At 64.5% G+C, this 19,416-nt stretch carries 16 protein-coding genes and 1 riboswitch; of the genes, 8 read left to right on the forward strand and 8 right to left on the reverse strand.

What is annotated here, in order from left to right; translation table 11 throughout:
* Positions 1–47 precede the first annotated feature (47 nt).
* A riboswitch (TPP riboswitch) is annotated at positions 48–159 on the reverse strand.
* 146 nt (positions 160–305) lie between these two features.
* The 4 genes from ACO054_RS02575 to ACO054_RS02590 all read left to right on the forward strand — a co-directional run bounded on the left by ACO054_RS02575 (position 306) and on the right by ACO054_RS02590 (position 5,464).
* The gene (locus ACO054_RS02575; protein ID WP_421708885.1) at positions 306–986 is read left to right on the forward strand and encodes an orotate phosphoribosyltransferase; all 681 of its coding nucleotides are present in this window, start codon (positions 306–308) and stop codon (positions 984–986) included.
* Between the two features lie 299 nt (positions 987–1,285).
* A complete protein-coding gene (locus tag ACO054_RS02580) occupies positions 1,286–3,760 on the forward strand; it encodes an ATP-binding protein (RefSeq protein WP_421708886.1) in 2,475 nt (824 codons plus the stop codon).
* A 93-nt stretch (positions 3,761–3,853) separates the two neighbouring features.
* Entirely contained in the window at positions 3,854–4,477 is a 624-nt protein-coding gene (locus ACO054_RS02585; RefSeq protein WP_421708887.1) for a glutathione S-transferase family protein, read from the forward strand.
* 144 nt (positions 4,478–4,621) lie between these two features.
* A complete protein-coding gene (locus tag ACO054_RS02590) occupies positions 4,622–5,464 on the forward strand; it encodes a universal stress protein (protein WP_421708888.1) in 843 nt (280 codons plus the stop codon).
* Positions 5,465–5,563: 99 nt separating this feature from the next.
* Here the strand turns inward: ACO054_RS02590 and ACO054_RS02595 are convergent, their stop codons facing one another.
* Positions 5,564–6,529: an ABC transporter permease gene (locus tag ACO054_RS02595; RefSeq protein ID WP_421708889.1), complete on the reverse strand. Its 966-nt coding sequence runs from the start codon at positions 6,527–6,529 to the stop codon at positions 5,564–5,566.
* The gene (locus tag ACO054_RS02600) at positions 6,526–7,506 is read right to left on the reverse strand and encodes an ABC transporter permease (protein WP_421708890.1); all 981 of its coding nucleotides are present in this window, start codon (positions 7,504–7,506) and stop codon (positions 6,526–6,528) included. Before ACO054_RS02600 ends, ACO054_RS02595 begins: the two co-directional genes overlap by 4 nt.
* A gap of 67 nt (positions 7,507–7,573) precedes the next feature.
* Between ACO054_RS02600 and ACO054_RS02605 the strand changes: the two genes are divergently transcribed.
* Both ACO054_RS02605 and ACO054_RS02610 read left to right on the forward strand, forming a co-directional pair.
* On the forward strand, positions 7,574–8,176 hold the full coding sequence (locus ACO054_RS02605) for a 2-hydroxychromene-2-carboxylate isomerase (RefSeq protein WP_421708891.1): 603 nt from the start codon (positions 7,574–7,576) through the stop codon (positions 8,174–8,176).
* 255 nt (positions 8,177–8,431) lie between these two features.
* A complete protein-coding gene (locus ACO054_RS02610) occupies positions 8,432–9,493 on the forward strand; it encodes a Glu/Leu/Phe/Val family dehydrogenase (RefSeq protein WP_421708892.1) in 1,062 nt (353 codons plus the stop codon).
* 17 nt (positions 9,494–9,510) lie between these two features.
* Here ACO054_RS02610 and ACO054_RS02615 read toward each other — a convergent pair whose 3' ends face one another.
* On the reverse strand, positions 9,511–10,443 hold the full coding sequence (locus tag ACO054_RS02615; protein WP_421708893.1) for an aminotransferase class IV: 933 nt from the start codon (positions 10,441–10,443) through the stop codon (positions 9,511–9,513).
* Between the two features lie 177 nt (positions 10,444–10,620).
* On the opposite strand from ACO054_RS02615, the gene ACO054_RS02620 reads away from it, so the two are divergent.
* Entirely contained in the window at positions 10,621–11,382 is a 762-nt protein-coding gene (locus ACO054_RS02620) for a CDP-alcohol phosphatidyltransferase family protein (RefSeq protein WP_421708894.1), read from the forward strand.
* On the opposite strand, the gene ACO054_RS02625 is transcribed toward ACO054_RS02620, so the two are convergent.
* The 3 genes from ACO054_RS02625 to ACO054_RS02635 form a co-directional block, all read right to left on the reverse strand.
* Entirely contained in the window at positions 11,366–12,979 is a 1,614-nt protein-coding gene (locus ACO054_RS02625; RefSeq protein WP_421708895.1) for an acyl-CoA synthetase, read from the reverse strand. The two genes, ACO054_RS02620 and ACO054_RS02625, sit on opposite strands and share 17 nt — an antisense overlap.
* A gap of 34 nt (positions 12,980–13,013) precedes the next feature.
* Positions 13,014–13,973 carry a zinc transporter ZntB gene (locus tag ACO054_RS02630; protein ID WP_421708896.1) on the reverse strand — a complete coding sequence of 320 codons (960 nt, stop codon included), beginning with the start codon at positions 13,971–13,973 and terminating at the stop codon, positions 13,014–13,016.
* A 127-nt stretch (positions 13,974–14,100) separates the two neighbouring features.
* Positions 14,101–14,427, reverse strand: a complete 327-nt coding sequence (locus ACO054_RS02635) for a hypothetical protein (protein ID WP_421708897.1) — start codon at positions 14,425–14,427, stop codon at positions 14,101–14,103.
* Between the two features lie 325 nt (positions 14,428–14,752).
* Here ACO054_RS02635 and moaA point away from each other — a divergent pair, with 325 nt between their 5' ends.
* On the forward strand, positions 14,753–15,775 hold the full coding sequence (gene moaA, locus ACO054_RS02640) for a GTP 3',8-cyclase MoaA (RefSeq protein ID WP_421710322.1): 1,023 nt from the start codon (positions 14,753–14,755) through the stop codon (positions 15,773–15,775).
* 89 nt (positions 15,776–15,864) lie between these two features.
* On the opposite strand, the gene ggt is transcribed toward moaA, so the two are convergent.
* Both ggt and ACO054_RS02650 read right to left on the reverse strand, forming a co-directional pair.
* Entirely contained in the window at positions 15,865–17,451 is a 1,587-nt protein-coding gene (ggt, locus tag ACO054_RS02645; protein ID WP_421708898.1) for a gamma-glutamyltransferase, read from the reverse strand.
* A gap of 161 nt (positions 17,452–17,612) precedes the next feature.
* The gene (locus tag ACO054_RS02650) at positions 17,613–19,127 is read right to left on the reverse strand and encodes a hypothetical protein (protein WP_421708899.1); all 1,515 of its coding nucleotides are present in this window, start codon (positions 19,125–19,127) and stop codon (positions 17,613–17,615) included.
* Positions 19,128–19,416 lie beyond the last annotated feature (289 nt).

A 19,416-nucleotide genomic window follows, 5' to 3' on the forward strand; every position in this document is an offset into this window, starting at 1 on the left:
GAAGCCGTCGACTGATCGGAACCTCTGTGAGCCGGCCTGAATTCGGCGGGCCGAGGCATCGGCGGCTCCCTGCGCTGGCATGATCCAGATCAGGTTCCACGGGTTTGATCTCAGCCCCGTCGCGACAAGCGCCGCTGCGGGACACCCCGGGCCATGTAACGGGTAGATGATGGACCCTCCGGCTCGGCCTGTGAAGGGGTGGCGTTGCCTTAATCGGGTAAAGGCAGCTATGACCCGACGTCGCACCGCTGTTCAGTTCCTGGCGCCATCCGAGGCCCAGCGCCATCCGACAGGAGATCCGAGTCATGACCAAGCCCGTGAGCGCCGATGTGGCCGCCCGCACCACTGCCGATGTCCTGTTGGAGATCGAAGCCGTTCTTTTCCGCCCGGACGAGCCCTTTACCCTGACGTCCGGCCGGCAAAGCCCGGTCTACGTGGACTGCCGAAAGATTATTTCCTTCCCGCGCGCCCGTGCGAAGCTGATGGATCTCGCGGTCGAGCGGATCTCGGAGGCGATCGGCTACGAGTCCCTCGACGCCATCGCTGGCGGTGAGACGGCGGGCATTCCCTTCGCGGCCTGGATTGCCGAGCGGCTTGGGCTGCCCATGGTTTACGTCCGTAAGCAGCCAAAGGGCTTCGGTCGCAATGCCAGGATCGAGGGCAGCTTTTCGGAGGGAGCGAGGGTTCTGCTGGTCGAGGATCTGGCGACTGACGGCGGTTCCAAACTCGGTTTCGTCGAAGCGCTGCGAACGGCCGGCGCTCAAGTGGCGCACAGTTTCGTCGTCTTCCACTACGGGATTTTTCCCGAGGGTATCGCCAAGCTGGAGGCCGAGGGTGTGCAGCTTCACGCGCTCTGTACCTGGCACGATGCTCTGGCGGCGGCTGAAACCGCCGGCTACCTGTCGGGCAGCGGCCTTGCCGACGTGCGAGCCTTCCTGGATAACCCGCATGACTGGTCCGCTGGAGCAGAATCCCGACAGGTGTGATTTTCTAGAGCAGGATCGCCTTAAGTGGAAGCGAAACGCTTTCACATGAGACGATCGCGCTCTAACCGGTCGAGCAATCTCACGCCGTCGTCGTCCGCCTGACAAGTTCGCAAGAATTGGACCTGAGGCCTCGGGCTCCGCCTTAAGATATTGTCAACTACTCGCGGTAGAGGGTCTGTCCTGAGGCAACTCTCGGTATTGCGAGAAATCATGCGATGGCGCTGTCCGGAAGAGACGTTGCACCAAGCGTCGCAGATCCAGCGGGCTTGGCGCAACGACCGTTGGTCAATGGAACGGAGATGCCTCGGCGCAGTCTGCTCGCCTTCGGTGTCGTTCTTTGTTTTCTAATTGCGGCACTGAACGTCTGGAACCTCGTTGAGTCGCGGCGCAGTGTCCTTGAAGCGGCGCATCACAACGCGCTTGATACAGTCAAGCTGATCGCCGAACACACCGCGCGCAGCTTAGACACCGTGGATCTTGTGCTGCGCAGCTTCGCTGTCACCTATCCCGAGCAGGGGATGGCACCGGGGGACGCGCAGGGTCGCCTCGAGGAACTGTTGGTCAAGTTGCCACAGGTCGTGAGTTTTCGGGTCGTCGATTCCGACGGCGAGGTGCGGGTGTCCGTCGGCCCCACCTCACGTTTACCGAATCAGATCTCCAGCTATGCCTACTGGCGTCAGCACCGGGAGGCTTCGGCGAGCACCCTCAGCGTAGGTGCGCCGCGCGTTGCGGGCGAAGGCTGGACGATCCCCGTCAGTCGCCGGATCAACCTGCCGAACGGTGAATTCGGTGGTGTCGTTGTGGCAAATCTCGACGGTCGGTATTTTCGCGACCTCTACCGTTACTCCAGCAACCTGCACACCACCTCCCTCGGTCTTTGGCGCCGCGACGGTCTGCTGCTCGCGCGCTTCCCGGGCTCTGGCACGGACGTTGGCGGTACGACGTTCCGGTTCGAGGAGACGGCCCAGCTGTTCGATGGTTCGCGTGCGTTGGAAGTTCGGCAGCCACCCGGTGACCGGGTGAGCATTCTGGGTTTAAGTCCCGTCCCCAACTTGCCGCTTGCCGTCACTGTTTCGATCGACCGCGAGCGCTTGCTGGCGGACTGGCGTCGTGGTGCCTGGCGCAATTTGCTTGTGATGGTCACTGCACTGGTCGCGATTCTCGCAGGCGTCTGGTTTCTCAGCGTGCAGATCCGCAGAGTTCAGAGAGCGACTGCCCAGCGCGAGGCGGCGGTCGAGGGCTCTTTGCACGGTTACTACTTTCTCCAGAGTCTGCGCGACGACGCGGGCAAGATCGTGGATTTCACGATTGCGGACATGAACCGGCGAGCCGAGCAGATGATGACGAAGCCGCGGTCGCACTGGATCGGAAGACGTCTCTGCGAGGCCGTTCCAATCGATCGCACCAGGAGTCTGGTTGAACTCTACAAGAAGGTGGTCGAGACGCAGCAGCCCTTCGAGATGGAATTTCCGCTGGAGGCGCCGGAGATCAAATCGAAGTGGATGCGGATTCAGGCCTTGCCGCTCGAGGACGGAGTGGTCGTCGCGGCGCGGGACATCACCGACGACAAGTGCGAGGAACTCGCGCGTCAACTGGCGGAACGACGCCTCCTGGATATCGCGGAGACCGTACCGGGTATGGTCTATCAGTTCGTACTCCGTGCAAATGGACAGAAGTCGTTCAGTTTCGTCAGTAGCGGGGTTCGCGACCTCTACGGACAGGAACCGGAGGAGGCAGAACGCGACGCCGCCGTTCTGCTCGACCGCATCGTGCCCGACGACCTGGAGCACTTCGAGGAGAGTATCCGGCTCTCCGCAGAGAATCTGACACCCTGGCAATGCGACTATCGTATCTTCAGGGACGGAACCCTGCGCTGGTTGCGGGGTCGGGCGCGGCCGCAACGCCGCGCCGACGGTGCCGTGATCTGGAACGGGGTGCTGATCGACATCACCGAGGAACACAAGCTGCAGGAGGAAACTCTGGAGGCGCGCGAGGAGGCTGAACTTGCCAATCGTGCGAAGTCGCACTTCCTGGCCAACATGAGCCACGAACTGCGCACCCCCCTGAACGCCGTGATCGGGTTTTCAGACGCACTGCAGCAAGGCATTGCCGGGACGCTGAATGAACGACAGGGCGAATACGTCGGCCATGTTCAAACGGCCGGTCGGCACCTGTTGGGTATCATCGACGATCTGCTCGATCTCGCGAAGATCGAGGCCGGTCAGGCGGAGTTGAAGGAGTCTCTCTTTTCGCCGCAGCAGGCGATCGCTTCGGCCGTCGCTCTGATGTCGGCGCGGGCAGCCAGCAAACGCCTATCGTTGAATATCGAGGACTTTCCCGACGCACCGACCCTACGCGGCGATGCGCGCCGTTTTAAGCAGGTGTTGCTCAACTTCCTGTCGAACGCTGTGAAGTTTACGCCGGAAGACGGTCATATCAAGGTCGGCGCGGAGATCCGCTCGGATGGGTGGCTGTCCGTTTGGGTCGCCGACGACGGTATCGGAATGCAGCCTGCTGACGTGGCGGTCGCACTTCGTCCCTTTGGTCAGGTTCGCGATTCCTTCGTGCGCGGCGAAGGCGGTACCGGGTTGGGCTTGCCGCTGTCGCAGCAACTTCTGGAACTGCATGGCGGCCGCCTGGCCATCGACAGCACGCCTGACGAAGGCACAGTCGTCAGCGCACTTCTACCCCCGGAGCGCTTGCTGTTTCACGCTGCCGGCGCGGTCGTTGCAGATGGAAACTCGGCTGAGGGTCTTCGGAACGCCCTGTCCTGAAGTCTCCGCCTTGGGAGTCGGACAGCTCGATTTTCGCGTGACGGCCGCAGGGCCGACCTGCAGATTCCCTCCGACTTTTTGCAGGAGGTGATCATGTCCGATGAGATCGTGTTCTATACCAATCCGAACTCGCGTGGACGCATCGTTCGCTGGATGCTGGAGGAGGTCGCGGCTCCTTACCGAACCGAAGTCCTGGACTACGGCAGCTCCATGAAGTCGCAGGGCTACCTGGCGATCAACCCCATGGGAAAGGTACCGGCTCTGCGTCACGGCGCTGCCGTCGTCACGGAAACCGCGGCGATCTGCACCTACCTCGCAGATGCCTTTCCTGCGGCGAAACTGGCTCCTCAGGTCGACGCGCGGGCCGCCTACTACCGGTGGTTCTTTTTCGGTGCAGGTCCGTTGGAGGCGGCGGTTATCGACACGGCGTTGCAGGTAAACCTACCCGAGGACAAACGCAGCATGGTCGGTTACGGCAGTCTTGCGACAGTGCTCGACGTGTTGCAGGTAGAGGTCTCGGACCACCCTTACCTGGCCGGGGACAGCTTCAGCGCCGCGGATCTCTTCGTCGGCTCGCAGCTCGCCTGGGGCATGCACTTCGGTCTGATCGAGAAGCGACCGGCCTTCACGGACTATTGGACACGAATCAGCGACCGGCCCGCCTACCGGCGTGGGGCGGAGCTAGACGACGCGGCGCGCGAGACCCAGACGGGATGACGAACTCGGTTGCTGCCTGATCCGCAGCTTGACCCGCAGCTTGACCCACGTCATTTCGGGCTCTGACCGGACAGGGTTTTCTTCCGAATCGAATAAAACGGCGGCAGGGTCACGACGCCATCGAAGGGGAAGGAGCCTAAGTCCATGAGTTACAAGACCGTATTGGTCCACCTCGACAACAGCAAGTCCTGTGCAGGGCGGGTCGCGGTTGCGCTCGATCTAGCTGCACGCTTCGACGCGCATCTTGTCGGCCTTGTCGTTACGGTGGAGCCGGTCGTGCCCACCTTCGTGATGGCCCAAATCCCCTCGTCCGCTCTGGAGTCTCAGCGCGAAGCTTTGCGCGCCAAGGCAGACGAAGCGGTCGTGGCTTTCGAAGCGGCGGCAAGTAAGGCCGGGCTCAGCGTCGAGACCCGGCGGGCCCTGGCCTTCAATGAGGAAGTTCCGGAGACCCTGGCGCTGCATGCCCGCTACGCCGATCTGGTCGTGATGGGTCAGCATGATCCGGACGACCCCAACAGCCTAGGGGCCGGGACGCTTGAGCAATGCCTTCTGGGGGCAGGGCGGCCGGTGTTGGTGGTGCCCTACATCGGCGCTCCCGAGGGTTTCGGCCGGACCGTTCTCCTGGCGTGGGATGCCAGCCGCGAGGCGGCACGGGCCGCCAGCGACGCCCTGCCGCTGATGGCGCGGGCCGACAAGGTCACCGTTCTGACGATCAATCCGAAGAAGGGCCGCGCCGCGCACGGCGAAGAGCCGGGCGCCGACATTGCCCTCGTCATCGCCCGGCATGGGGTGAAGGCCGAAGCCGAGTCCGTGACGGTGCGGGATGTCAGTATCGACGAGGCTCTGCTCTCCCGTCTCTCCGACAACGGCGCCGACATGCTGGTCATGGGCTGCTACGGCCACGCCCGCCTTCGGGAGCTGGTTCTGGGCGGCACTACCCGCCACATCCTGCAGCACATGACCGTCCCCACCCTGATGACGCACTAAGCTGCACCGCGATCGGCCGGACCCGCTCTGCGGGTCCGGCAGTTGTGCGCTGCCGAATCCGTTCGCTTCCGACGCCTCTGCCGGTCCCGGTCGAGGCGTTTAGGTCGTGCGGTCGGCTTCCGCCCGCGGATCGAGAGCGTCCTGCAGACCGTCGCCTAGAAAATTGAAGGCGATCACGGTGACGAAGATCAGCAGTCCGGGCCAGATGGCGAGCCAGGGCGCGGACCAGATGGTCTCCTGGGCTCCGGTCAGCATGTTGCCCCAACTCGGGACCGGGGGCTGGATGCCGAGGCCGAGGAACGACAGCACGGATTCCAGCAGGATCACGTTGCCGACCGAAAGAGTTGCAGCGACGACGATAGGGGAGACTGCGTTGGGCAGCAGGTGGACCAGCATGATACGGCTCGGCCCGGCGCCGAGCGCTTCGGCGGCCAGAACGTACTCACGGCGCTTGAGGCTGAGCACCGCGCCGCGCACCAGGCGGGCCGTCACGGTCCAGCCGACCAGCGCGATCAGAACGACGATGCGGTAGAAACTGACTTCTTCGGAACTTGCAAGCTCCGGCGACAGACCGAGCTTCGTCAGGTCGATGGCCGCCAGCACGATAAGAAGCGGCAGCAGCGGCAAGGCGATGGTGGTATCGGCCAGGCGCATGATCGCCGCATCGAAACGCCCGCCATAGTAGCCTGCCAGCAGTCCGAGGCAGGTCCCGATCAAGGCGGCGCAGAAGGCGGCCAACAAACCGACCGCCAGCGAGACTCGGCCGCCGTAGAGCAGGCGCAGCAGAAGGTCGCGCCCCAACTCGTCCGTACCGAGCCAGTAGACTTCGGACGGCGGCAGACTGCGCGAGAAGAGGTCCACCGCGTTGGCATCCAGTCCGCGCGCCGCTTCGATCGCGGGCGCCGCCAAGGCGAGCGCGGCAAGTGCGAGCAGCAGGATCAGCGAGGCCAGCGCGGGCTTGTGGCGCAGAAAGCGGCGTACCTTGAGCTGTCGGGGCGACAGGCCCGGATGCGAGGCCGCTTGCGGCTGGCCCGTCATCAGGTCGGAGGTCTGGTCGAGACTCATTCCAACCTGATCCGAGGATCGAGCCAGGCGTAGGTCAGGTCGGCCAACAGATTTGCCAAGAGGACCGTTCCTGTGGCCAGCAACAGCCCGACCAGCGCGAGGTTGTAGTCGTTGCCCATGATGGCGTCGTAGATCGTCTTGCCCATACCGAGCCAGCCGAACATGGTTTCGGTGATCAGTGCGCCACCGAACAGCGTCCCGAAGTCGAGCGCTATGATCGTCGTCACCGGTATCATGGCGTTGCGCAGTCCGTGACCGTAGACCACGCGGGTGTCGCTCAGACCCTTCGCCCGTGCGGTCCGGATGTAGTCCTGGCGGAGTGCCTCGATCAGGCTGGCGCGGAGATAGCGCACGTAGCCGCCGACGCTGGCGAGCGTCAGTGCGAAGGCGGGGAGGAGCAGGTGGGTCAAGGTGCTGGCGAGGGACCCGTCGCCCATGCCTCCGGCTGGCAGCCAGCCTAGGGCTACCGCGAACAGCAGGATCAGCAGGATCGCCAGCCAAAAGGGGGGCAGGGAGATCCCGGCGAAGGCAAAGAGGTTGACGGCTCCGTCGGTCAGGCTCTGCGGCCGGCGCGCGGCCAAGACGCCGAGCGGCAGGGCGATCAGTAGGGCGAGAGCGAAGGCAAGCCCCATTAGCATCAGCGTGTTGGCCAGACGAGGCAGCAGGATCTCGAGCACCGGACGGGCGAACAGGCGCGAGTAGCCGAAGTCGCCCTGCAGGGCGTTGCCCAGCCATGCGAGGTAGCGTTCGTGAACCGGTCGGTCGAGACCGTAGACGGCCTTCAGGCGCTCGGCGTCGGCTGCGGTCAGATTGGGGTCTGCCGAGATCATCAGGTCGATGGGATCGCCCGGCATCAGCCCGATCAGCAGATAGACGAGAATGGACATGGCGAAGAGCACCACGCCCAGTCCGGTAAGCCGTTCGATCAGAAAGCGCACCATAGAATAGCAGGGTAGAGCTTGGAGCGGATCAAGCAAGCGGCTTGCCGCCCGGCCTGAAGCCTGCTCTACGTCGAGCCCGCACCAGGATGGAGGACCACCGCCGATGCGCCAACTCGACTACTATCTCTCGCTTCGCTCGCCCTGGGCCTTTCTAGGATCCGAAAGGCTGGAGCAGATCGCCCGGCGCCAAAGGGTCTGGGTCGCAGTGAAGCCGGTCGATTTCAGCGTCATTTTTCCGGCGTCTGGCGGCTTGCCGCTGCCTAAGCGGGCACCGCAGCGTCAAGCCTATCGGATGATGGAGCTCAAGCGTTGGTCCGCGCACCTGGGCATAAAGATGGTCTTCGAGCCGCGCTACCAGTCGGCGCCAGAGGGCCTCGCGGCACGTTTCGTGATCGCCGCGCAGGCGATTGGCGGTGATCCTCTGCGGCTCGCCCACGCGCTCCTCGCCGCGATGTGGCAGCAGGAGCGTAACATCGCCGAAGTGGGGACCTTGGAGGCTATCGCCGCGGAAACCGGCCACCATGCCGCCACCCTTGCCGCCAAGGCTCTCGACCCGGACACCCAGGCCCGCTACGAGGCCCTGACTCAGGAGGCCCTGGAGCGCGGTGTCTTCGGTGCGCCCTCCTACGTTTTAGCGGACGGTGAGATTTTCTGGGGTCAGGATCGGCTGGAGCTGTTGGAACGCGCCTTGGCGAGCGAGTCGTAACGCGAAATTCGACAGCAGCAGAATCGATGATTTAGCGATTTTGACTTGGGTAATTCACTGTCGTCTCGACCCGGTCTCCGAGCAGTTTTGCGTCTCCTGAACCGGGGTTCTCTTCATCATTACTGCTATTTCGGCGCTGCTGCGGAATCGCGATTGCAGGCGTGCCGGACGCGCCGCAGATTTATGGAAAGAGATCATTAAGCCGAGCGTCGGACACTCGTTATCCGACAGACTCGGACAGGAGGTTTCCAAGCCATGCCGGTCTTTAGCCATCCCGAGTTCGACGCCCACGAAAAGGTACTGTTCGGCCATGATCCCGAAACGGGACTGAAGGCGATCATCGCCCTGCACAACACCAGCCGAGGCCCCGCTCTCGGCGGCTGTCGGCTGTGGGCTTACGACAGTGATGAAGCCGCACTGACCGATGTGCTGCGCCTTTCGCGCGGCATGACCTACAAGTCGGCGCTGGCCGATCTGCCCTTCGGCGGCGGCAAGTCGGTGATTATCGGTGACGCGAAGACGATGAAAAGCGACGCGCTGTTCCGCGCCATGGGACGGCTTGTCGAGTCGCTGGGCGGCCGCTATCACGTCGCCGAGGATGTCGGCGTCACCGTCGCCGACGTCGAGGCGATGGGACAGGAGACACGCTACGTCGCGGGCGTCCCTGCGGGCGGAGCGGGCGATCCCTCTCCGGCGACTGCTTGGGGCGTCTTCTGCGGTCTCAAGGCCAGCGTTCGCCACAAGCTCGGCAGCGAGAGTCTGAATGGCCTCGCGGTCGCGATTCAGGGCCTGGGTGCCGTCGGCCGACACCTTTGCGCGCATCTCCAAGCGGCCGGCGTCAAGCTCTTCGTCGCGGACATCAACGAGCAGGCGGTGCAGCAGGCGGTCGAGGCCTGGGACGCGGTTGCCGTCGCACCTTCGGAGATCCATACGATCACCGCCGAGGTCTTCGCACCCTGCGCCCTCGGGGCTATCTTGAACGAGACGAGCATTCCCCAACTCAACTGCGCTGTCGTCGCCGGCAGCGCCAACAACCAGCTTGCAACACCGGAAGACGGCGCGGCGCTGAAAACGCGCGGCATTCTCTATGCGCCCGACTACGTCCTCAACGCGGGCGGCATCGTCAATATCAGCCATGAGAGCCAGCTCGCTGGCTCCAGCTACGACAAGGCAACCGCTTTCGCCCATGTCGCCCGGATCGGAGAGACCCTTGCGGAGATCTATCGGCTGGCCGAGCGCGCCGATCTGCCGACTTCCGAGGCTGCGGATCGTCTCGCCGAACAGCGTTTCAAGCCGGCGACTCGTCAGGCGGCCTAGCGTTTTCCGGCTTCGGGTCAGCGTGTTAGAATCGGCGTGGTCCAGCCGGGGTCCTCGTGCTTGGCCCAATAGAGGTCGCTCAAACGCCGGGTGATCGCCCCGGGCGACGCCGGCAGGGCCTGACCGTCGATGCTGGCAATGGCGACGATGCCGCCGGCCGTCGAGGTCACGAAAGCCTCTTCGGCGCCGGTCAAGGTCTCCATAGACAGCGGCGCTACCTGCGCGGGGATCCCAAGCTCTCTGCAGAGATCGAGGGCCGTTTGACGGGTAATGCCCTCCAGGACGCCGCGATCGGGCGTGTGGACTTTGCCGTCTTTGACCGCGAAGAGGTTGAAGCCGGGGCCTTCGGTCAAGAAGCCCTCCAGGTCCTTCAGAAGAACGTTTTCGCCGCCGCGGTCGTAGGCCTCGTAGAGACCCTTCACCATGTCCAGCCAGTGATAGTTCTTGACGGTCGGATCGACGCTGGCTGCGGGAATACGGGGAACGGAGGCGACGATCATCCGCAGGCCCCGCGCCCGCTGGGTCTCGTCGGCTATCCAGCCAAAGGGAATGGCGAAGGCGATGAAGCGGTTAATCGCGTCGCGCGGATCGCGGCTGAAGGTCGGCGAATGCCCGCGCGTGCAGATCATCTCCACATAGGCGTCCTCCAAGCCGCTTTTGACCACTGTCTCGTGCAGCAGCGCCTCCAAACCCTCGCGGTCGAACGGGAGGGACATCCGCAGCTTGGCGACGGACGCGAGAAAGCGGTCCAGGTGCTTATCGAGACGAAAAAAGCGATTTTTCCAGACATGCACTACGTCATAGGTCGCATCGGAGCGCAGGAAGCCCCAGTCTAGAACCGGTATTCTGGCCTCGCTCATCGGAACGAAGCTCCCGTCGATCCAAGCGATGCCGGGCGGGAACTGGATTTCCGAAGGGGCGGGCGTCGCGTGCGGCTGGCTGTCCGGCATGACTGGAGTCCCTTGTGGCGAGGCCGAGGAGCACCATTCTAGCGCCGGACGGGCTCGTCGCGTCATCGCTTTTGCGGCCAATCGGCGTTCGTATGGCTTGTTATGCTAGGGGAAAAGCTATTCTCTGTTTCAGAATCGTGACGAGCGTTCGGGGGCCCTGCGCGGCGGGGATATGAGATGAGCCTCAATCTGAGCCGTATCGACAAGCCCGCTATGAAGGCCAAGACGGCCGCCTGGGCGGTGCACGTCTTCACTGCGTCCGGCGCGGTTCTCGGTTTTCTTGCTCTGCTGGCCATCCTCAACGGCGACAAACAGCTGGTTTTCTTCTGGCTGGGCTTGGCGCTTTTCGTCGACGGTATCGACGGGACCCTCGCGCGCCGGGCCAAGGTGCGGGAGGTGACGCCCCAGGTCGACGGCACCACCCTGGACAACGTCATCGACTACTTCACCTACGTTGCCGTCCCGGCGATGCTGGTCTACTGGTTCGGCCTCGTGCCGACCGGTTGGGAAACGGTGGCGGCCGCGACCATCATGGCGGTGTCCTGCTATACCTTCGCCAACGCGGAGATGAAGACCCACGACTACTACTTCAGCGGTTTCCCGGCGCTTTGGAACGTCGTCGTCTTGGCCTTCTTCATTCTGCAGACGGATCCCTGGACGAACGTCGTCGTCATCGCCGTTTGCTGTCTGCTGACCTTCATCCCGCTCAAGTACGTTCATCCTTTCCGGGTGCCGCATCTGCGCAGCCTGAACATCCCTATGACGGTCGTCTGGGCCTTCGCCTCGATCTGGCTGGTCGCAGTCGATCCCGATACGACGGACCTGCCGGCGGAAGAGCCGATGATCTACTGGATCTGGGTTTTAAGCTCGCTCTACTTCGTCGGCTTGTCGCTCTGGCGCTCTTTCCGGAAAGAGCGGGGCGCTACCCCCGCGCCTTGAGATCCTTGCGGATGATCTTGCCGGTAGCGGTCATCGGCAGAGAGTCCAGGAACTCGACTTCGCGCGGATACTCGTGGGCGGCCAGACGGGTCTTCACGTAGTCCTGTATCTCGCGTTCGAGCGCCGCCGAGGGGCTCTGGCCCTCCGTCAGTACGATGAAGGCCTTGACCCGCTCCGTCCGCAGCGCGTCCGGCACCCCGACCGCCGCCGCCAATGCCACGGCCGGATGCTTGATGAGGCAGTCCTCGATCTCGCCCGGCCCGATACGGTAGCCGCCGGATGTGATCACGTCGTCGTCGCGTCCGACGAAATGGAAATACCCCTCCTCGTCCAGACATGCCTGATCGCCGGTCAGGAGCCAATCGCCCTGAAACTTTTTGGCCGTGGCCTCGGGGTTGTTCCAGTAGCCCAGGAACATGACCGGATCCGGATGTCGCACGGCCACCGTGCCCTGAGCCCCCGCCGGTAGCGGCTGGCCCGCCTCGTCCAGCACCGCCACCTCGTGGCCGGGTACCGCACGGCCCATCGCCCCCGGCTTGACCGGCATCAGCCCGACGCAATTGGCGACCACCAGGTTGCATTCGGTTTGACCGTAGAATTCGTTGATCGCGACGCCGAAGGTCTCCCGCCCCCAGTCCAGCAATTCCGCACCCAAGGTCTCGCCGCCCGATCCGACGGAGCGGAAATCCAGTTTCCAGCGCTCCGCCGGGCGCGGGGCCTGGCGCAGCATCTTGAGAGCCGTTGGCGGCAGGAAGGCGTTGCGCACGCCATAGTCCGCCATCAGACGGAAAGCGGCTTCCGGATCGAACTTGGCGAAGCGGTGGGTCAGCACCGGCACACCGTGATGAAGGCTGGGCAGCAGCACGTCGAGCAGCCCGCCGATCCAGGCCCAGTCGGCCGGTGTCCAGAAGAGGTCGCCGGGCCGCGGGAACAGCTCTTGCGGCAACTCGACGCCCGGCAGATGGCCGAGCAGGACCCGGTGACCGTGCAGCGCCCCCTTCGGCGGCCCGGTGGTACCGGAGGTGTAGATAAGGATGGCCGGGTCGTCCGGGCTCGTGTCTGCTGGCTTGAAGCTGTCGGAGGCACCTTCGAGCAGGCGGGTCCAGTCTTCGGCGCCGTCCGTTGGACCGTCGATGGAGATGACGGTGCGCAGGTCGGGCAGCCTGTCTCGCAGGCCGGCGATCTTGGCCGCTCCGGCTCCGTCGGTGATCAGCGCCGTGGCGCCGCTGTCGGACAGGCGGAACTCCAGCGCCTCCTCGCCGAACAGCACGAAGAGGGGAATGGAAATGCCGGCGAGCTTCAGAATGCTCAGATGCGCGACGGCTGTCTCCGGCGCTTGCGGTAACAGCACGCCCACGCGATCTCCCGGCGCGACGCCCAGGCCGGTCAGAGCGTTGGCCAGCCGGTTCGAGAGGCGCTTCAGATCGTCGAAGCTGTAGTCCCGCCGGCGTCCGTCGCCGCGATGGTGGATCAGCGCCAGCCGTCCGCTGCCGTCGGCCCACTTGTCGCAGGCATCGACCGCGATGTTGTAGCGCTGCGGGATGTTCCAGACGAAGTCGCGTCTCAACTCTTCGTAGCTTTTGCCGGCCGCCAGCATGTTCTTGTTTCCTTAAGCGCGTCCGCTCGGCCGGCTATAGCCAACGCAGCCGGCGAAAAATCAGGTACTCCAACAGGCCGACCGCGATCAACAGGAGGCAGACCGCCAGGAAACCGAAGGGCGTATCGCCTCCGGGTATGCCGCCGACGTTGATGCCCAGAAGCCCGGTGACGAAGGAGAGAGGCAGGAAGATGCCGGCTACGATGGACAGCATGTAGAGCCGTCGGTTGGTTTGTTCCGCACCGCGGGCGAGGGCTTGCTCCTGCAGCATGGCGGCGCGTTCCCATACGAAGTTCAGGTGCTCCACCAGCCGCGTCACCTCGTCGGCGGTTTCCTGCAGGCTGCGTTGTTCCTCGAGAGCCAGCCAGGGCGGCGGCAGGCTGGTCAGGCGTGAGAGGGCGTCGCGCTGCGGAGCGACGAAGCGCCTGAGCGCCAGCGCCCGGTGACGCAGATCCAGCAACTCGCCGCGCACCTCCTGGTCGCGTCCCGCTTCGATCTCCACTTCGATGTCGTCCAGCCGCTCGTCCATCGCAGCGACGATCGGGGCCGCGTTCTCCGTCAGCAGATCGGCCAGGGTTGCGATCAAGGCGCCCGGCGTCTTCGGGCCGTGGCCGCTGCCGAACCGGTTCTCCAAGGTCGCGACGGCCTTGAGCTGCCTGAGCACGCCGCTGACCACACGTTGCGGCTCGACCCACAGACGGATCGAAACCATGTCCTCGGGTTTCGCGCCGGGATTGAGGTTTACGCCCGTCAGGATCACCAGCGTTCCGCTGTCGGAGGAAGCGATACGCGGCCGGGTTTCCTGATCCAGCAGGGCCTCGCGCACCAAGGCCGTGAGACCCAGGTCGCTTTCCAGCCATCGGCCCGCGCCCTCGTCGTTGAGATCCAGATGCATCCAGGATGCGGCTCCCGGCTCCAGCTCGCTGGGATCGACAGGGCTCTTGAGAGGCGGGTCGAGCTGAAAGCAGGCGAGCAGAGGTGTATTGGTCGTCATCGCTGCGGCTCCCAGGAGTCATCTTCAGTTTAGACTAACCCGGCAGGCTGACAGATACGCCAGTGGTGTCGGCAGCTGGGGCCGCTACGGGAGAGGTGACCGCTTTTCGAGGCGCAGCTGGCGGATTTCAGTTCGTCGGCAGCGGCGGCGGGCCTGCGCCGCCTCCACCGCCCGCGGTTGCTTGGCAGCGGGCCTCGGCGCGCTGCAGGAACAGGTCTCGCTGCGCCGCCATCTGAGGGTTGCTCGCGACCATGCCCTCGATTTGCTCGCGCTCGCGTGCGATGCAGAGCGCTACAGGATCGTTGGCGTCCACGGTCACTTCTTCGGCCGGCGGCGGGAACAGATCGTCCCAGTGCTGGATCGCGAGCACGGCGATGACGCCACAGATTACGCCGACGGCGACTAGGCGGGCTGCCGGGCGGTCGAGAAAGCTGTCGTTCGAGGACTGGGACATCTCGCCCTTTTACGGTGCCAAAACGGGTGCGGGCAAGAGGAGCTGCGCGCCGGCGACCCCGTTAACCATTGCTTTTCCTTACCAACTTTGGGGGCGAAACCAACGACAGAGACCGTTATGTTCAAATGGAAAGCTCGCTGCTTATATGATCCAATAGCGGAAACGAGTGACTGCATAAGAACGGATCACCAGGAGGGTATTTAGAATGGAGCAGACATCCGGTCTTGCACCTGGAACCGGCAACTCGGATGTGTCGCTGACGGAGGCTGTGCCCCTAACCAACGGGACATCCTCGGCTGTCGCAACCCCGCTGGACGCCAGTGGCATGGCAGCACCCTTGGGGCGCGAGGCGCCGTTGATCGATCCTTTTCAGCGCCGAATCAGCTATTTGCGCATCTCCGTGACCGACCGTTGCGATTTTCGCTGCGTCTATTGCATGAGCGAGGACATGACCTTCCTGCCGAAGCGGGAAGTCCTGAGCCTGGAAGAACTCGACCGGCTGTGTAGCGCCTTTGTCCGGCTGGGTGTGCGCAAACTGCGTATGACCGGCGGGGAGCCCCTGGTCCGCCGCAACATCATGTGGCTGTTCCGTCAGCTCGGCCGGCACTTGAAGAGCGGCGAACTGGACGAACTGACGGTGACCACCAACGGCAGTCAGCTTCCCAAACTGGCGGGCGAGCTCTACGACGCCGGTGTGCGCCGGATCAACGTTTCGCTGGACACGCTCGATCCTCACAAGTTCCAGGCGATCACCCGCTGGGGCAAGCTGGACAAGGTCATGGCTGGTCTGGAGGCGGCCAAGGAAGCCGGGCTCAAGGTCAAGATCAATGCCGTAGCGCTGAAGGGCGTCAACGACGACGAGGTCCACCGCCTGGTCGAATGGGCGGGCGAGGAGGACTTCGACCTCACCTTTATCGAGGTCATGCCGATGGGCGATATCGGCACCGAGCAGCGCATCGATCAGTATTGGCCGCTGTCCATGGTGCGCAGCGAACTGGCCAAGCGCTGGACGCTGGAAGAGATCGATCACCGCACCGGCGGGCCCGCGCGCTACTGGCAGGTCAAGGAAACCGGCCAGCGGCTCGGCTTCATCACGCCGCTGACCCACAATTTCTGCGAGGCCTGCAACCGCGTGCGCCTGACCTGTACCGGCACCCTCTACATGTGTTTGGGCCAGGACGACGCGGCCGATCTGCGCTCGGTCCTGCGCGCCAGCGATGACGATGCCGTGCTGACGGAGGCGATCCGCGAAGCCATCACCCGGAAGCCCAAGGGCCACGACTTTGTGATCGACCGCCGTCGCGGCGTCACGGGCGCCTCCCGCCACATGAGCGTGACGGGCGGGTAGAGCGCGGCCGGTCGGCCTCTTTGGACGCCTTCCGCTTTCGACCGGTCCAGGACAGCGGCGATCTTTCGCTGAGGGGTTCCGAGTAAGAACTAGTACCCGAGCGCGCAGCCGTCCTTGCGTGGGTCGGAGCCGGCGGTGAGTACGCCGCGTGCCCGGTCGATTTGAATGCACTGCCCACCCCCGAGTGCCGGCTCGGCCAGGGTGAGGCTGTGCCCGCGCTGCTGCAGTCCCAACAGCGTCTCGGCTGGCAGGGACTTCTCCACTTCCACCCGGTTGCCCAGTGCGAAAACCCTGGGGCAGTCTAGGCCCGCCTGCGGGTCCAGGCCGTAGTCGATCAGATTGGTCAGCAGTCGGGCATGGCCGAAGGGCTGATAATCGCCCCCCATCACGCCGTAGCCGATCTCGGTCTGGCCGTTGCGCGTGGCGAGGCCGGGCATGATGGTGTGCATCGGGCGCTTCTTCGGCGCCAGGCGATTGGGGTGATCGGGGTCGAGGCGGAAGCTGGCGCCACGGCTCTGGAAGAGAACGCCGGTCTCGGCGGAGAGGATGCCGCTGCCGAAGCCGTGGAACAGCGAGTTGATGAAGCTGACCGTGTTGAGGTCGCGGTCGACGACGGTGAGGTAGACCGTATCGGAGGTCGCTAGGCCCAAGTCCGGAATCTCTGGGAAGGCGCGCTCCGGGTCGATCTTGGCGCGCAGCTCGGCCGCCCAGTCCTTCGACAAGAGGCGGTCGAGCGAGACTTCAAGCGCGTCCAGATCGGCGAGGTGGCGATTGCGCATGTCGTAGGCCAGACGTCCGGCCTCGATTTCCAGGTGGGTCCGCAGGGCGGAGAGCGGCCCGAACTTGGCCAGGTCGTAGCCCTCCAGGATGTTCAGCATGACCAGGGCCACCACGCCCTGGTTGTTCGGCGGGATCTGGTGAACGTCGTAACCCCGATAGGCGCTGCAGATCGGCGTCACCCATTCACTCTCGAAGCTCGAGAAGTCCTCCCCGGAGTGGAGGCCGCCGAGCGCCTTGAGAGAGGCGATCATGGCTTCGGCGATAGCGCCCTCGTAGAAGGCCTTGCGGCCGTGCTTGGCGACCTGGGTCAAGGTCTCGGCCAGCGCCGGCTGGCGGTGCAGATTGCCGTCCTTCGGTACCTGGCCTCCCGGTAGGAACTGGGCCGCCGCCGCCTCGTTCTTGCGCAGCTTGTCGGCCAGCCCGCGCCAATCGTTGACGACCCGAGCATGCACCGGGTAGCCGTCGCGCGCGTAGCCGATGGCCGGCCTCAGCAGCTCCGCGAAATCCTTGCTACCGTAACGCTCGTGCAGGCGGCACCAGGCATCGATCGCTCCGGGGATCGTGACGGCATGGGGCGAGGTCTGATCGATGGTTTTTAGGCCCTCGGCGCGCAGTGCCTCGGGGTCAGCGGCGGCCGGGGCCCGGCCCGAGCCGTTGAGCCCGATCACCTCGCCGCCACCGTTGGGGGCGTAGAGCACGAAGCAGTCGCCGCCGATACCGGTCATATGCGGCTCTACCACGCAGAGCGTCGCCACCGCCGCGATGGCCGCATCGACCGCGTTACCGCCCTGGCGCAGGACCTCCAAGGCCTCCGTGCTGGCGTAGGGGTGGGAGGTGGCGACGGCGCCCTTGACGCCATGGACGGCGGAGCGTCCGGGAAAGTCGAAATCGCGCATGAGGGCCCGTTTCCTCGTCCTGTTCTCTTTGATTATTGCTGCTGACTGAGCGCGAGCAGGATGTACCGCTTTCGAACTCCTCGAGGTAGGCGAAAGTGTTTTTCCCGATCGCCAAATATGCAGCGCAGAAGGCTGTGCGAGGGCAGAGAGTCGATCTTGCTCTAGGCAGGACGTGCAGTTGCCAGGTGCAGCAACGGGCCGGTTGCCTTCTTCATGAGCCGCCGATAGCGCCGCCGCAGCACCAAGTGAGGGTAGCGCGCTAGGAACATCCGGTCGCTGGGATTGAAAGGAAAGTCCGCGAGGTCGGGACGCAGCGCCTCGATCATGCTCTGTTGCAGGGACGAGCCGGTTCGATGGGCGGCGGACAGCCCCAGGATGCGCGCGTAGATGGTCGCGGCATTGAGGATCGGGACGCGTTCGAGACGATTGAGATCGAACAGCTGCTCCTTGGAGGCGAGCCACCCGGCTTGCCGCTGTTCGAGAAAGATTCGGTCTCGCCAATCGAGATGCGGGTGGGGATGATCCCTGGCCCAAGCGAACCACTCGGTCAGGCCTTCGGCCGCGGGGGAGCCGCTTGGCTCTCCCATGGATCGCATCAGCAGTGCTGCGGCCTCCGCCGGCTTCGGCATCTGCTCGGGAAACTCCCGCCAGTCGTTGAAACCGCCGGCGATTGCGAAGCCATGGCCGCCGAAGGTCACGCCCTCCATACCGGCGCGCGCGCCGGTCAGATAGGGGCGGGCGTCGCCGTCGGAGATCTGCCCGCCGGCATGCGCCTCCAAGAGGGCTCGCCGAGCGTTCATGGCGCTGCGGGTGCCGATTTCACGCATGGTCCAGTGCGGAACGCCGGCTTGCTTGGCGATCCGAGGCGGAAGGACGCGATCGGCGACCGTCATGCGCGCCGTCAGGCGCGTATAGGGACGCACCTCCAGACCGGCATCCACGGCAATGCTCAGCATCAATCGCGAGTCGTAGCCGGCAGTCAGTCCGAGCCACGGCGGTTCGCCGACGGCCGCCGTCAGGCGGCTCATCACCGTCCTGAGCCTGCATGTCAGCCAGACGACCAGCGCGTCCCGGTCGTCGCTCCGTTCGATGGGCGGCATCAGGGAGCAAGGCTCGGGTGCGCCCGTCTCCAGGGCCAGCGTTTGACTCGGCAGCAGTCGTCGAATGCCTGCGAAGCGGGAGCGCGGCGGGGGGAACCAGGAGAGGCCCTGTTCGTAGACGAGGCTGCGTTCGTCGGCGATCCGCGGAGCTCCGGCGAAGACCTGCTGTGCGAGCAGGACCGGACTGCTCGAGACCCAGGGCCTGCCGGCCGGATCGGTGGCGTAGAAGCAGCCCAGCAAGCACGAGGCGTCGCCGTAGATGTTGGACGGACCGATCAAGAGCCAGCGCCCGGCCCAGCTATGCGATCGTTCGGCGACCTCGGCGGTTCGGGCCGCTTCGATCCCCGAAACGGGATCGGGCCGTTCTGGATCGGACTCGACGGCGCGGCCGAGCAGAACCCAGGACCTTCCCTCGCGGTCTTGCACCTGCGTGACGGGGAGGTTGGGGCAACTTTGGAGAAAGCCGGTCGTCCCGAGGCGAAACAGCTGCCAGTCGGGTGCCACCTCGACGGCCTCCGGCCCGAGGAGAAACTGTCGGCGATGTACGGCTTGGCTGTTGTCCACGCTTCCGTTCATCCTGGTTCTGCCTCGTCGAAGACTGGCATTCGCGCTCTGTCTGACTGTGTCCGGCCGGTCCCGGATCGTCGTGTTTCGTCGGGTAGCATGTTTGGAATGACGCGCGGGTGACTATGGCGTCACCGACCAGACCGGAATCGTGGCTCTTCGAGAGGGTTGAAAGGTCCTCTCCTCGGACTTTGCGGTTGGACCGTCCGAGACTGGCAACAATATTGGGGCTTCGAACGGCACCTTGAGCTGTCGAACTGGGCGGTGAGCAGCCGGCCTGCCCTTCGTCTTCGGATAGCCT

The organism is Algihabitans sp. (assembly GCF_965226985.1).
Taxonomy (GTDB): Bacteria; Pseudomonadota; Alphaproteobacteria; order Kiloniellales; family DSM-21159; genus Algihabitans.

What these genes read in the sequence shown, in the direction of transcription:
- ACO054_RS02615 (WP_421708893.1), bottom strand. Translation starts at nt 10,443, where the DNA reads ATGCCGGACAGCCAGCCGCACGCGACGCCCGCCCCTTCGGAAATCCAG.
- ACO054_RS02630 (WP_421708896.1), bottom strand. Translation starts at nt 13,973, where the DNA reads ATGACGACCAATACACCTCTGCTCGCCTGCTTTCAGCTCGACCCGCCT.
- ACO054_RS02580 (WP_421708886.1), top strand. Translation starts at nt 1,286, where the DNA reads ATGCCTCGGCGCAGTCTGCTCGCCTTCGGTGTCGTTCTTTGTTTTCTA.
- ACO054_RS02575 (WP_421708885.1), top strand. Translation starts at nt 306, where the DNA reads ATGACCAAGCCCGTGAGCGCCGATGTGGCCGCCCGCACCACTGCCGAT.
- moaA (WP_421710322.1), top strand. Translation starts at nt 14,753, where the DNA reads ATGGCAGCACCCTTGGGGCGCGAGGCGCCGTTGATCGATCCTTTTCAG.
- ACO054_RS02635 (WP_421708897.1), bottom strand. Translation starts at nt 14,427, where the DNA reads ATGTCCCAGTCCTCGAACGACAGCTTTCTCGACCGCCCGGCAGCCCGC.
- ggt (WP_421708898.1), bottom strand. Translation starts at nt 17,451, where the DNA reads ATGCGCGATTTCGACTTTCCCGGACGCTCCGCCGTCCATGGCGTCAAG.
- ACO054_RS02595 (WP_421708889.1), bottom strand. Translation starts at nt 6,529, where the DNA reads ATGAGTCTCGACCAGACCTCCGACCTGATGACGGGCCAGCCGCAAGCG.
- ACO054_RS02650 (WP_421708899.1), bottom strand. Translation starts at nt 19,127, where the DNA reads ATGAACGGAAGCGTGGACAACAGCCAAGCCGTACATCGCCGACAGTTT.
- ACO054_RS02585 (WP_421708887.1), top strand. Translation starts at nt 3,854, where the DNA reads ATGTCCGATGAGATCGTGTTCTATACCAATCCGAACTCGCGTGGACGC.
- ACO054_RS02605 (WP_421708891.1), top strand. Translation starts at nt 7,574, where the DNA reads ATGCGCCAACTCGACTACTATCTCTCGCTTCGCTCGCCCTGGGCCTTT.
- ACO054_RS02620 (WP_421708894.1), top strand. Translation starts at nt 10,621, where the DNA reads ATGAGCCTCAATCTGAGCCGTATCGACAAGCCCGCTATGAAGGCCAAG.
- ACO054_RS02590 (WP_421708888.1), top strand. Translation starts at nt 4,622, where the DNA reads ATGAGTTACAAGACCGTATTGGTCCACCTCGACAACAGCAAGTCCTGT.
- ACO054_RS02625 (WP_421708895.1), bottom strand. Translation starts at nt 12,979, where the DNA reads ATGCTGGCGGCCGGCAAAAGCTACGAAGAGTTGAGACGCGACTTCGTC.
- ACO054_RS02610 (WP_421708892.1), top strand. Translation starts at nt 8,432, where the DNA reads ATGCCGGTCTTTAGCCATCCCGAGTTCGACGCCCACGAAAAGGTACTG.